The 12,801-nt window shown below is 69.8% G+C and carries 11 protein-coding genes; 4 read left to right on the top strand and 7 right to left on the bottom strand.

Annotated features, from left to right (window positions below):
* Window positions 1-5: 5 nt before the first annotated feature.
* The 4 genes from OG595_RS19090 to mshD all read right to left on the bottom strand — a co-directional run bounded on the left by OG595_RS19090 (window position 6) and on the right by mshD (window position 3,347).
* Entirely contained in the window at window positions 6-1,010 is a 1,005-nt protein-coding gene (locus OG595_RS19090; RefSeq protein ID WP_329273615.1) for a cbb3-type cytochrome c oxidase subunit 3, read from the bottom strand.
* On the bottom strand, window positions 1,007-1,903 hold the full coding sequence (locus OG595_RS19085) for an ABC transporter ATP-binding protein (protein ID WP_329273613.1): 897 nt from the start codon (window positions 1,901-1,903) through the stop codon (window positions 1,007-1,009). Before OG595_RS19085 ends, OG595_RS19090 begins: the two co-directional genes overlap by 4 nt.
* Complete coding sequence (locus OG595_RS19080) at window positions 1,900-2,301, bottom strand: GntR family transcriptional regulator (RefSeq protein WP_329273612.1); 402 nt, start codon at window positions 2,299-2,301, stop codon at window positions 1,900-1,902. The genes OG595_RS19085 and OG595_RS19080 overlap by 4 nt, the downstream gene beginning before the upstream one ends.
* A 101-nt stretch (window positions 2,302-2,402) precedes the next feature.
* Window positions 2,403-3,347 (bottom strand): mycothiol synthase, encoded by a 945-nt coding sequence (mshD, locus tag OG595_RS19075; RefSeq protein WP_329273611.1) that lies wholly within the window; start codon window positions 3,345-3,347, stop codon window positions 2,403-2,405.
* 209 nt (window positions 3,348-3,556) lie between these two features.
* On the opposite strand from mshD, the gene OG595_RS19070 reads away from it, so the two are divergent.
* The 3 genes from OG595_RS19070 (at window position 3,557) to OG595_RS19060 (ending at window position 7,898) form a co-directional block, all read left to right on the top strand.
* Window positions 3,557-5,380 carry a bifunctional metallophosphatase/5'-nucleotidase gene (locus OG595_RS19070; RefSeq protein WP_329273610.1) on the top strand — a complete coding sequence of 608 codons (1,824 nt, stop codon included), beginning with the start codon at window positions 3,557-3,559 and terminating at the stop codon, window positions 5,378-5,380.
* Between the two features lie 478 nt (window positions 5,381-5,858).
* Window positions 5,859-5,987 carry a hypothetical protein gene (locus OG595_RS19065; protein WP_329273609.1) on the top strand — a complete coding sequence of 43 codons (129 nt, stop codon included), beginning with the start codon at window positions 5,859-5,861 and terminating at the stop codon, window positions 5,985-5,987.
* A 90-nt stretch (window positions 5,988-6,077) separates the two neighbouring features.
* On the top strand, window positions 6,078-7,898 hold the full coding sequence (locus tag OG595_RS19060) for an ABC transporter ATP-binding protein (RefSeq protein ID WP_329273607.1): 1,821 nt from the start codon (window positions 6,078-6,080) through the stop codon (window positions 7,896-7,898).
* Here OG595_RS19060 and OG595_RS19055 read toward each other — a convergent pair.
* The 3 genes from OG595_RS19055 to OG595_RS19045 are packed head-to-tail and all read right to left on the bottom strand — an operon-like array spanning window position 7,856 to window position 11,526.
* A complete protein-coding gene (locus tag OG595_RS19055) occupies window positions 7,856-8,578 on the bottom strand; it encodes a response regulator transcription factor (RefSeq protein WP_329273606.1) in 723 nt (240 codons plus the stop codon). The genes OG595_RS19060 and OG595_RS19055 overlap by 43 nt on opposite strands.
* Window positions 8,579-8,622: 44 nt before the next feature.
* The gene (locus OG595_RS19050; RefSeq protein WP_329273604.1) at window positions 8,623-9,354 is read right to left on the bottom strand and encodes a PH domain-containing protein; all 732 of its coding nucleotides are present in this window, start codon (window positions 9,352-9,354) and stop codon (window positions 8,623-8,625) included.
* 54 nt (window positions 9,355-9,408) lie between these two features.
* Window positions 9,409-11,526: a pectinesterase family protein gene (locus tag OG595_RS19045; RefSeq protein WP_329273603.1), complete on the bottom strand. Its 2,118-nt coding sequence runs from the start codon at window positions 11,524-11,526 to the stop codon at window positions 9,409-9,411.
* A 152-nt stretch (window positions 11,527-11,678) separates the two neighbouring features.
* Here OG595_RS19045 and OG595_RS19040 point away from each other — a divergent pair, with 152 nt between their 5' ends.
* Window positions 11,679-12,665 (top strand): AraC family transcriptional regulator, encoded by a 987-nt coding sequence (locus OG595_RS19040; RefSeq protein WP_329273602.1) that lies wholly within the window; start codon window positions 11,679-11,681, stop codon window positions 12,663-12,665.
* Window positions 12,666-12,801: the final 136 nt, after the last annotated feature.

Here is a 12,801-nt window from a genome sequence, read left to right as displayed (position 1 = left end):
GGTGGTCAGACCGTGCGGCGGCGCAGCAGCCAGAAGGCGGCGGCCGTAGCGGCGGCGGCAAGGGCGAGGACGATGCCGGTCTCCACGAGCTGGAGGGGCCAGAAGTGGGAGGCGGGGTGGTAGTCGCGGTAGACGCCGACGACGTCGTTGCGGGTGACGCAGGCGGTGCTGTCGCCGCAGAACAGGTCGGGGAGGCGGGCGCCGGTGGAGGTGTAGGAGCCCTGGGCGGCCGTCATACCGTCGTCGGGGAACTCGTCGGTGAACCCGGCGGGGCTCCGCAGGGTCTCGGCCAGCCACAGGTGCGGACGCAGTGACTGGAAGTACTGAAGGCCGAATCCGCTGCCGAACAGGGAGACGCCGAAAGCGGGCGCCGAGCGGCGCGCGACCATGCCCACGAGGACGCCGAAGGCCAGCCCGAACAGGGCGCAGACGGTGGCGAGGATGCCGTTGGCGTTGAAGATCTGGCTGTCGAACCAGCTCCAGCTGTCGCGCCGCAGTTCGGGGTTGGCCGTCCACATCATGCGGTGCAGCAGGGTGAGCGGGAGCATGCCCGCGATGATCAGCACGGCGGGCAGGGCGAGCTTGGCGGCCAGCCAGCGCGCCGGGGACACGGACTGGGTCCAGGTCAGCTGGGCCGTGCCGTCCTCCAGCTCGCGGCCGATGAGCGAACCGCCCGCCCAGGTGGCGATCAGGACCGGGGCGAGCGCGATCATGGAGCTGCCGAGGGCGACCCCCGAGTCCCAGCGGGATCCCCGCGGGCCCAGGGTGTCGCAGCCGGGGTTGGGTATGCCGCCGTCGCGGCAGCCCGAGCGCGCCAGTTCGTCCATGGCCGCGTGCGCGCCCGGCCCGTACGCCCAGAGGAGCACGGCGGCGATCACGACGACGTACAGCAGCCAGAACCAGAGGGCGCCCCGGTGTACGCGCAGCAGGGTCCAGGTGAGGCCGTGGAGACGGCCGGTGCGCTGTGCCGCGGGTCGATCGGGGGCCGCGAGTGCGGCGGTGGCGGTCATACGGCGGCCTCCGCCGACTCGTCCGCGTCGAGGTGCAGGGACGGTGCCCCGGGGGAGCGGAGGTGGGCGAGGACCAGTTCCTCCAGGGTGGGGGTGGCGCTCCGCCAGGTGTCGGCGAGGCGGCCCCCGGGGCGGATGAGGGCGGTGGTCTGGCGGCCCGTCGTACGGGACTCGATCACCGTGTGGCCGTCCAGGTCGGCGGCCGGGCCGGTGACCAGGGTGTGGGCGGCGAGCAGTTCCTCCAGCGGGCCGGCGAGGCGGACCTGGCCGGCGCCGACGAGGAGGACGTGGTCGCAGGAGCCCTCCAGCTCGGCCACGACGTGCGAGGACATGACAACCGTGGTGCCGTTCTCGGCGGCGTCGGCCATCAGGGTGCCCATCAGCTCGTGCCGGGCGAGCGGGTCGAGGTCGGCCATCGGCTCGTCCAGGAGCAGCAGTTCGGGCCGCTTGCCGAGGGCGAGGGCTATCGCGACCCGGGTGCGCTGACCGCCGGAGAGGGAGCGGATCCTGGCCTCGGGATCGAGGGCGCCGGCGGCGACGACATCCTCGGCGACGGCCTGGTCCCAGCGCCGGGGGTTGAGTTCCCGGCCCAGCCGGAGGGTGTCCTCGACGGTGAGCTGGGGGTGCAGGGGCTTGTCCTGGGCCACGTACGCCATGCGCTCACGTGCCGCCGCCGCGCTGGTGCCGAGGACGGTGAGCGTGCCCTCGGTGGGCCTGAGGAGACCGGCGGCGAGGGCCAGCAGCGTCGACTTGCCGGCGCCGTTCGGTCCGACGACCGCGCAGACGCGCCCGGCCGGCAGCCGGAACGCGCACTCGCGCAGCGCCCAGCCCCGGTCCTTCCGCCAGCCGAACCGCTTGCCCAGTCCGGCCGCCTCCATGGCGGTGTCGCTCATCCCTGGTCCCCCTTGAACTGCGTGTCGGCGAAATGTGTGTCGAGTACGGAAGTGAACAGCGCGGCCACGTCGTCCCGTTCGAGTCCGGCGTCGCGGGCCCGGTCGGCCCAGTCGGCCAGTTCGGCGCCGAAGGGGGAGTCCGCCGGGGCGGCCCCCAGCGACTTGCGGACGAACGTGCCGAGGCCCCGCCGCGCCTCGACCAGGCCTTCGCGTTCCAGCTCGCGGTAGGCCTTCAGGACGGTGTTCGGGTTGATGGCGGTGGCCTCCACGACCTCACGGGCCGTGGGCAGCTTGTCGCCGGGTTCCAGCAGGCCCAGGCGCAGGGCCTGTTTGGTCTGCTGGACGATCTGCAGATAGGTGGCGACGCCGGTGCGCCTGTCGATGCGGTACTCGACCACTCGTACAACCACCCTTTCACTAATTGAGTAGTGAAAGGGTGAACCAAGAGTGGGGGCGGTGTCAAGATCACCGCCCCCATCAGGTGTTCCGGGGAGCTACCTCAGGACTCGGTCCGGTACATGAGGTCCGTCTCGTGGGTCTCGAAGCCCAGCCGCTCGTACAGGCTCACCGCCGCCGTGTTGTCCGCGTCGACGTACAGCATCGCCGTGGGCAGCCCGCGCTCCGCCAGGTGGCGCAGGCCGATCGTCGTCAGCGCCCGGCCGAGGCCGCCGCCCTGGGCGCCCGGCCGCAGGCCGATGACGTACACCTCGCCGAGGCCCTCCGCCGCGTGCGTCTTCGTCCAGTGGAAGCCGATGAGTTCGCCGTCGCGGAAGGCGAGGAAGAAGCCCTCCGGGTCGAACCAGGCCTCGGCCCTGCGGTCTTCGAGGTCGCGCTGGGTGAGGGAGCCCTGCTCGGGGTGGTGGGCGAAGGCGGCGGCGTTCACGGCGAGCCAGGCCGCGTCGTCCTCCCCGGGCACGAAGGTCCGTACCGTCACGTCCTCCGGGAGCTTCGGCTCGGGCAGCTCCAGGTCGGTCAACGGCCGCCGCAGCTGGCGCAGTTCGCGGAAGAGGGCGAGGCCGAGGACCTGGGCGAGGTGCCGGGCGGCGGAGTGGCCGCCGTGCGCCCAGACGCGCAGCCGCTTGCCGGAGGCGGCCAGCAGGGCCGAGCCGAGGGCACGCCCGTGACCGTGGCCGCGGTGGGCCGGGTGGACGACCAGTTCGGCGGCCGGCGCCTCGACGGGATCGGTGTCCTCCAGTTGCGCGTAGCCGACGAGTTCGCCGCCGACGATCAGGAGGAAGTGCGACACGCCCTCGCGGGCGCCCCCGCGCAGTTGGAGCCGCCCCTGCTCGGACACCGCCTGCTGGCCGTCGGTCCGGGCGGCGTCCGCGAGCAGTGCGAGGACGGCGTCCGCCTGCTCGGGAGTGAGGGCGGCCAGGGTCTCGATGGAGCGGGACAGTTCGGGAGAGCCGGGGGAGCCGGGGCGCGCGGTGTCGTCGCTGGTCATGGCTACGAGGGTAAGGCCTGCCCGATTCGTGGTGAATCTCCCGGGGAGGCAACCGTTCCGTAACCCTGAACCCCTGTCGCGCTACGCGCGTTGACCCTAGGCTGCGCCGGGACGGGCTGAATTCTCACGTTCTTCTTACGTCGTCCTTGCCTTGGGCGTCCTCAGATCTTCCGAAAGTCTTCCCAACCTCGCTCACTTCAGGGGGGCACATGCCAGCCACACCCCAGCCGTACCACCGCCGCAGACGCCGTACGCGCGTGCTGCTCGCCGGCGTAGCCGGTATCGCCACGGTCGGCGCTCTCGCCGCCGCCGCTCTTCCGGCCAGTGCCGGGGACAGCTCGTACAAGCCCGCCGGTCAGGGGCACAGCAAGCCGAGTCGCTACCAGGACGTGCAGCTGCTGTCCTTCAACGACCTGCACGGCAACCTGGAGCCGCCGTCCGGCTCCTCCGGCCGGGTCACCGAACTCCAGGCCGACGGCACGACGAAGACGATCGACGCGGGCGGTGTCGAGTACCTCGCCACGCACCTGCGCGAGGCGCGCGGGGACAACCCGTACTCGATCACGGCGGCCGGCGGCGACATGGTCGGCGCCTCCCCGCTGATCTCGGGTCTCTTCCACGACGAGCCCACCATCGAGGCGCTCAACGGCCTCGACCTCGACGTCACCTCCGTCGGCAACCACGAGTTCGACGAGGGCGCCAAGGAACTGGCCCGCCTCCAGAACGGCGGCTGCCACCCGACGGACGGCTGCTACGTCAAGGGTAAGAAGTTCAAGGGCGCGGACTTCCCCTACCTCGCGGCGAACGTGCTCGACGAGAAGACCAGGAAGCCGATCCTCAAGCCCTACTGGGTGTGGAAGAAGAACGGCGTCAAGATCGGCTTCATCGGCGTGACCCTTGAGGACACCCCGGGTGTCGTCTCCGCCGACGGTGTGAAGGGCCTCAAGTTCAAGGACGAGGTCGAGACGATCAACAAGTACGCCAAGGAGCTGGAGAAGCAGGGCGTCAAGTCGGTCGTCGCGCTGATCCACGAGGGCGGTCTCCCGGCCTCGGGCTCGTACAACTACGACTGCGACGCGGCGGGCGCCGGCTCCGGCATCTCCGGTCCGATCGTCGACATCGCGAAGAACGTCACCCCGAAGGTCGACGCGCTGGTCACCGGCCACACCCACGCCGCGTACGCCTGCACGATCCCCGACCCGTCGGGCAAGCCGCGCACGGTCACCTCGGCCGCGTCCTTCGGCCGCCTGTACACGGACACCACGCTGACGTACGACCGCTGGACGGGTGACATCGCCCGTACCGCCGTCTCCTCCGCGAACCACGTGGTCACCCGGACCGTCGCCAAGGCCACGGACATGACCGACCTGATCGCCCGGTGGAACACCCTCGCGGCGCCCATCGGCAACCGCGCGATCGGCTACATCTCCGGCGACATCAACAACACCGGCACCGAGTCCCCGATGGGCGACCTCATCGCCGACGCGCAACTGGCGTACGGCAAGAAGCTCGACCCGGAGACCGACCTCGCGCTGATGAACCCGGGCGGTATCCGCGCGGGGCTCACCTACGCGGCGAAGGGCGCCGAGGGCGACGGTGTCGTCACCTACGCCGAGGGCTTCACGGTCCAGCCGTTCTCCAACACGGTGAACCTGCAGGACTTCACCGGCGCGCAGCTGATCTCCGTACTCCAGGAGCAGGTGAGCGGCACGAACGCGGCCTCCCCGAAGGTGCTCCAGGTGTCGTCGGGGCTCACCTACACCCTTGACCTGACGAAGGCGGGCGCGGAACGCCTCGTCGCCGCCTCGGTCAGGCTGAACGGTGCGGCGATCGACCCGGCCGCCACCTACCGCGTCGCGACGAACAGCTTCCTCGCGGGCGGCGGCGACGGCTTCACGACGCTGGGCCAGGGCACGAACGACCTGGTCGGCACGGACGACCTCGCGGCACTGGCGGACTACCTGACCGCCAACTCCACGGCCACGACGCCGATCGCGCCTCCGGCGGCGAACCGGATCACGATCGTGAAGTAGCACCAGCACAGCACCAGCACCACTAGTAGTAGCGGTTCCGTCGCAGAGGGCCCAAGGCATTTCGCCTTGGGCCCTTTGTAATGCCCGTAATAAGTCCTGTGTGAAATGCGGATCGGTTCCCTGGGTGTCCTGAAAATCGGTCTCAGCTGCAATTAATCGAGGTCTAAGCGGAATTGGCTTTTTCCACTTCCCGCGTCCCGTAGTGTTTTCCATGTCGAAAGCGAACGGCGGACGACACGGAAAACAAAGGAGAACAGCATGAGCTTCAAGAAGATCGCCCCGGTCAAGAAGGCCCGCAAGGCCGTCCCGGCGCCCCACAAGCCCGCGCCGAAGAAGGTCACTCCCAAGCGTCGCCCGGTCGCCCATAAGGACTGACGCAGAACACTTCTCCAGTCGCAGTCGCAGTCGCACCCGCAGCTGCGGTCACAGCTGAAAGAAATCCACGAACAGCCGATTCACAACCCGGGAGGAAATTCCTATGAGCTTCCACAAGATTGTCCCCGTCAAGAAGGCCGCCAAGCCCGCCGCTCCGGCCCCGAAGAAGAAGGCTCCGAAGAAGCCGGCGCCCCAGAAGGCGCAGCGTCGTCCGGTCGGGCACCAGCGCTGAGACCTGACATGAGGCGGGGCCACCGGAGGACGCGCACACGGTCCCGGTGGCCCCGCCTCAGGCATGCCGGGCAGGAAAAGGGAGTTGACCATGAGAGAAGTGCGGGAGGCGTTCCGCCGGTTCTGGCCGCTGACGCGCGGCGACCGTAAATGGCTGGTGGCGATCGTCGCGTGCGTGGTGGTGTCCGCGCTGGCCGAGACCGCCGCGATCCTGCTGTTCGCGGAGCTGACGGACAACGCCCTTGAGGCGGGTTCCCTCGCCGCCTTCTGGGGCCCGGCCGGCGCCTGGCTGGCCGTCGCCGTGCTCGGCGCGCTCGTCGGCTACGCCGGAAACTCGCTCGCCACCTGGACCGCCGAGAGATTCGTGCTGCGGCTGCGGGCGGGCGTCTTCCGGCACGTCCAGGATCTGCCGCCCGACTTCTTCCAGAAGCACCGCCAGGGCGACCTGGTGGAGCGTCTGACGGGAGACGTCGAAGCCATCGAACAGATGGTCGTGTCCGGTGTCGTCGGTACGGTCTCCGCCGCCTTCTCGGCCCTCTTCTACTCCGCCGCCGCCCTCTGGCTGCGCTGGGACCTGGCCCTCGTCACCTTCTTCCTGGCCCCCCTCTTCCTCCTCGCCGCCCGCCGCTTCGCCGGCCGCATCAGGACGGCGAGCCAGGACGAGCGCGTCGCCGACGGCGCGATCACCTCGGTGGTGGAGGAGTCCCTCGGCAACATCGTCCTCACCCAGGCCTACAACCGCCGCCGAGACGAGGAGAAGCGCCTCGACCGGGAGGCCCGCGCCTGGATGCGGGCGAGTGTGCGCGGGGCGCGGCTGAGCGAGATGTACGAACAGTTCGTCGAGGTCGTCGAGACGCTGTGCGTCCTCACGGTGATCGGACTCGGCGTCTGGGAGATCTCCGCCGGCCGGATGTCACTGGGCGCCCTTCTCGCCTTCGCGGCCTTCGTCGGCTACCTCTACCCGCCGATCCGCAGCCTCGGCCAGCTCGGGCTGACCCTGACGGCGGCGACCGCGGGCGCGGAACGCCTCGGCGAACTGCTGGACGCCGAGCCCGCCGTCGCCGACCCGGCCGAGCCGGTGGCCCAGTGGCCCGTGCGCGGCTGGGTCAGCGTCCACGGCGCCTCCTTCACCTACCCGGGCGAGGACACCGGCCGGCGGCCGTCGCTGCGCGAGGTGACCTTCACCGCCGCCCCCGGCGAACTGGTCCTCATCACCGGAGCCAGCGGCGCCGGAAAGTCCACCCTGTCGAAACTCCTCACCCGCTTCTACGACCCCTCAGCCGGCGTGATCTGCCTGGACGGCGTCCCGCTGACCGACGTACCGCTCACCTTCCTGCGCGAGAACGTGGCGCTGCTCCCGCAGGAGACGCTGATCCTGCACGGTTCGATCCGCGAGAACATCGAGTGCGGGCGCCCCGGCGCGAGCGACGCGGACATCGAGGCCGCGGCCCGGGCTGCCGACGCGCACGACTTCGTCACCGCGCTCCCGGAGGGGTACGGCACGCGGATCGCCCCCGGCACGGCCACGCTCTCCGGCGGCCAGTTGCAGCGGATCGCCATCGCCCGGGCCATGCTGCGCCGGGCCCCGGTACTGGTCCTCGACGAGCCGACGGCCGGCCTGGACTCGATCGCCGCCCGCCGGATCGTCCCGGCGCTGCGCCGCCTGATGGCAGGCCGTACGACCATCATGATCACCCACGATCTGAGTCTCGCCCCGGACGCGGACCGCATCCTGGTCGTCGACGAGGGCCGCCTCGCCGAGACGGGCACGCACGACGAACTGATCGCGCGGGGCGGGGTGTACGCGAGGCTCGCGGCCCCCCTGCCACTGTCGCCCTCAGCCTCAGCGCCACTGGTGCCGGACCACGGCTATCGGCGGGAGGAGACGCTGACGCTGGCCCTGAGGGTGTAACCCATCCCGCGCACGGTGTGGATGAGCCGGGGTTCGCCCCGGCTCTCCATTTTCCGGCGCAGGTACATGACGTACACATCAAGGGTGTTGGAGGTGGGCTCGAAGTCGAAGCCCCAGACGTCCTTGAGGATCTGGACCCGGCCCAGGACCCTGTCGGGCCGGCGCAGCAGGTATTCGAGAAGGTTGAACTCGGTCTTGGTGAGGTCGAGTCGGCGGTCGGCACGGGTGACGGTACGGGTCCGCGGGTCCAGGAGGACGTCCTGGAAGCTGATGCCCGCGAGCCGCGAGGGCGGCCGGGGTTCGCGACGCGGGCTGCGGCGCAGTAACGCCCTTACGCGCGCGAGGAGTTCCTCGGTGGCGAAGGGCTTCATCAGGTAGTCGTCGGCGCCGTTGTCGAGCGCGACGATCCGGTCCCCGACAGCGGCCCGCCCGGTGATCATCAGGATCGGGACGGTGCACCCCGAGGCCCGCAGCCGCCGGGTCGCGGCGAGCCCGTCGAGGCCGGGCATGGTGACGTCCATGAGCACGAGGTCGGGTGCGGTGTCCGGTTCGGCGACCAGTGCGAGAGCCGCGCGGCCGTCCCCGGCGAGCACGGTCTCGTACCCCTCGAACCTGAGCACCCGGTCGAGCCCTTCACGTATGGCCGCGTCGTCGTCGGCCAGCAGGATCTTCCGCGTCATCTGAATACGGTCTGACGAAGCGCTGTGCTGGGGCTGGCAGTCGGTTATGCGTTGGCTACCGTTCGTGCGCAGCGCCAGTGGAGGAAGGCCGAGAGGAGGGCGAAGGCGGCCAAGGGGATCCACAGCAGCAGAAGGAGGGCCGGTGCGTCGTCCGTCGTGATCACCAGCACCAACGAGAGCAGGAAGGTGCACAGGAGCACGACGAGCGCGCCGGTGACCGCCCGTTCCCAGGCCTTGCGGTGCGCGGCCCGTCTCCGGATGCGCGCCTCGGTCGCCGGGCGCGGCTCCCAGGTCATGCCCCGGTGCCGGGCGGCGACGGTTCGCAGCTCGTCGACCTCGGCCGGTGGGTCGTCCAACTGCCAGTCGTCGACGTGCGGGAGGAGAAACCGCCGGCCGTCGGTGTCGTACAGGTGGACCAGCCACTTGCGCCTGTGGGAGGGTCCCTTGGGGACCGGCTGGGTCCGGATGTCGTAGATGTCGTGCCAGGCCCACCGGCGTTCGATCACGGCCCCGCGTACCGAGATCCCGTGCGCTTCGACCAGCGTGTGCCCGCGGCGCAGGTACACCGTCCACCGCGCGAGGGCCGTCACGATGACCGCCAGGAGTACGGCCTTCGCCCAACCGGGCACGGAGGACGACCGGTTGAATTGGAGCAGGCAGTACGACATCGTGCAGGCGGGGTAGACGAACACTCCCCGGGGCAACTTTCGCCGCTTCCGGTACTCCCGCTCGATCCCGTCACTGTCACCGTCACGGCCACCGATGTCCCCGCCCATCGACCCTCCCCAGAGCCTGTGATGGGGTGATCGTAGAGCGGGGACCTGTGCGCGTCAGGAGGCGGACGGTGTCCAGTCGCCCAGCCAGTCGGCGACCTCCTGGGCGGTGGCCTGGGCGTCGGTCAGCTGGGGGCGGTCGCTGCTCGCGGCGCCCGAGCCCGCGCCGGTGTTCTTGTACTCGGCGAAGCGGTCCTCCTTCCAGGAGAAGCCGCCCATGTCGGACCAGGGGGTGGTCCTGATCGCCGCGCTCAGGGCCGTGTTGCGGATCGTGGTCTGCGGGTCGAGGGTCGCGTCGCCGCCCGCGTGCCAGTTGCGGCCGAGGTAGAAGCTGCGGTCGGAGACGTCGCCGCTGACCGTGGAGTTGGCGATCAGGATGCCCTTGCGGTTCGCGGCGGTGCTGGGGGCCGTGACGTAACCGGCCGAGGTGCCGTTCCAGCGCTTCTTCAGCGTGATGACCGACTTGTCGATCACGGCGGTGGCCCGGCCGAAGATGAAGTCGGTGTTGCCGACGACGTAGGAGTTGGTGATGTAGACGCGGCCCAGCTTGTCCTTGGACGCGGTGTCCACCAGCAGGGTGTCCTGGTCGCCGCTGATGATGACGCTGTCGAGGAACACCTTGTCGGCGGAGGTGCGCAGAGCGACCGCCTGGTTGGCGATGTCCTGGTGCGTGGCCTCGTCGAAGTCGTTGGAGATGGTGAGGTTGCGGGCCTGGAAGTCGTCCGCGTCGACGGCGACGGTGGCGCTGCCGCCGGTGCCGTACGTGCCGGAGCCGTCGGGCTTCGGCGTACCGGAAGCGTTGTTGTAGACGATCGTGGTGTCCTTGCGGCTGCCGCCGCTGCCCTGGATGGTGACGTGCGGCTTGTTCGACGGGACCTTGACCAGCTCGCGGTACGTGCCCGGCTTGACGGAGATGATCACCCGGGAGGCGTTGTTCGCGGGTACGGCGTTCACGGCGGCCTGCACTGTCCGGTACTGGCCGGAGCCGTCGGCGGCGACGGTGAGAGTGGTCGCGGCGGCGGCCGTGGTGGTGCCGGTGGCCGTGGTGGTCGCGGTGCCGGTCGCCCTGGCCACGGAACTGCGCGGCCCCGCACCGGACTTGAGCAGCGCGGGCACGTCGGCCGTCTTGTCCAGGGTGTAGCCGTAGTACGTCTTCGGGTCCCAGGCCGCGCCCGACCCCCCGCTCTCGTTCTTGCCCGTCGTCCCCGAGAAGACGTTGCCGCGCTGGACGAGGGTGGCGGTGGCGTCGCGGACGACGGGGTTGGTCATGCCCTGGAAGTAGGAGTTCTCCAGCACCATGTTGGTCTTGCCGCGGGAGTAATTGCCGTACGAGGACTTGATGGTGGTCCCCGCCTCGTCCTCCAGGTAGTTGTTGTAGAGGTGCGCGTGGGCCACGTTGTCGGTGGACGGGTTGCGCTGCTCGGTCTCGCGTATCCAGTTGTGGTGGATCGTGATGTCGGCGGTGGTGTTCTCGGTCCAGCCGATGCCGAAGGCCTTGTTGTCCTGGCTCAGTTTGTTCCAGGAGACGGTCAGGTAGGTCGTGTCCTTGCGGCTGTCGATCAGACCGTCGGCCATCTGCCGCAGGTCGTTGTGATCGATCCACACGTGATGGGCGCCGTCCATCTGGACGGCGTCGAAGTCGTGTTCCTTGTCGTTCCAGATGCCCTGGTAGGCGTCCCGGATGGTGAGATTCCGGATGATGACGTTGTGGACCCCGGTACCGAGGAAGAACCCGCCGCCGACGATCTGCCCGGAGGTTCCCGACCCGATGATGGTCTTGTCGGAGGCGACCTTGATCTCCTTGCCGACCGGGTTCATGTTGATGGTGGCCGCGACGACGATGATGTACGGCTCGGCGGCGGTCGCGTACTTCTCCAGGTCGGCGAGCGTCTTCACGGTGACGGTCTGGCCGTCCCGGCCGCCGTAAGTCCCGTTCTGACCGAGGGCGTTGACGGAGGCGAAGCCGTTGGCGACGTCGGTGACACCGGCGAGGGCGGAGGCGGTGGAGGAGGCGGCGGACGCCTTCGGCTGCGCGTCCGCACCGAACACGCCGAAGACACCGCCGTAGGCCATGGCTCCGGCGGAGGTGAGGGCAAGCGGGACCCCGGCCAGCAGTGCGGTCTTGCGGCGGCGGTGACGGCTGCGGCTACGGGACTTGCTGCGGGTTTCGCTCACGGCTGCTTCCGATCAAGTGATAGGTCAGGAGGAAGGGCGGGAGGGGATTAACTGGAAGGGGAACCACGTCACTTGGGTGTTGCAGCTGCGGAGGCAAAGGTTGCCGCGCGCGGAGACGAAGACCGGGGACCCGGGACCGGAAGGGAAACGGAATGATCGGGACGGTGTTCCGTACGGACGACGTACCTGCGGGCGACAGGTTCGACTACTGGCAGGAACTGGTCGGCCGGACGCGCTCCAGCGCACTCGTCAGCGAGCACGCCGCCGACTTCTGGGCGGAGCAGCGGCTGATGGAGCTGGGGCCGGTGGTCGTGAGCCGGATGTCGTTCATGCCGACGCGTTACCACCGGACCCCGAAAATGGTGCGCCAGGCCGACCCCGAGCTGTATCACCTGACACTGCTGATCGACGGCGGGCTGGCGCTGGACCACGCCGGGCGGGCCAGCACGTTCACCTCACGTGACCTGCACCTGGCCGACAGTTCGCAGCCGTACGACGTCAGATCGGCGGACGACCGGCAGGGCGGTCTCGTCATGGGCATGGCCGTGGACTTCCCCAAGGCACTGCTTCCCCTGCCGCCGCACCGGGTACGGGAGTTGCTGGGCCGGCGGCTGCCGGGGGAGGAGGGGGTCGGCGCGCTTCTGGCGGACTTCGTCGTCGGACTGGACCGGCAGGCTCACACCCTCCAGCCGTCCGACGCGCCGCGCCTGGGCACGGTCGTCCTCGACCTCATGTCGGCCTGGTTCGCCCAACTGCTGGAAACGGAAGCCGCGTTGTCGCCGGAAACCCGGGGCCGGGCCATGGCGCAACGCGTCCAGGACTACATCAGGCAGAACCTGCACGACCCCGAACTGACCCCGCCGGTGATCGCCGCCGCCCACAACATCTCGCTCAGCTACCTGCACCGCATCTTCCAGGAGCAGACGCGGGGCGAACCCGTCGCGGCCTGGATCCGCCGCCGACGCCTGGAGAACGCCCACCGGGACCTGGCGAACCCCGCGCTGCGCGGCACCCCGATCCACGTCATCGCCGCCCGCTGGGGCTACCGGCGCCCCTCCGACTTCACCAGGGCGTTCCGGGGCGCGTACGGGATGTCGCCCAGGGACTACCGCCAACAGACGGTGTCGCAGGCCCAGTAGGACGCGAGTAGACGCAGCGCCAAGAAACTGTGGACCGGTTGCGAACGACAACGGGCCGAAAACCGGGCATTGTCGTTTCTGCAACGGGGGAAGCCTCGGTCGCGGGACTGTTCCTCTCGGCTCCGCGACCGAGGAA

The organism is Streptomyces sp. NBC_01451, assembly GCF_036227485.1.
Taxonomy (GTDB): Bacteria; Actinomycetota; Actinomycetes; order Streptomycetales; family Streptomycetaceae; genus Streptomyces.
The sequence above is the reverse complement of the archived record's forward strand: the minus strand, read 5'-3'. Positions and strand labels throughout refer to the sequence as shown.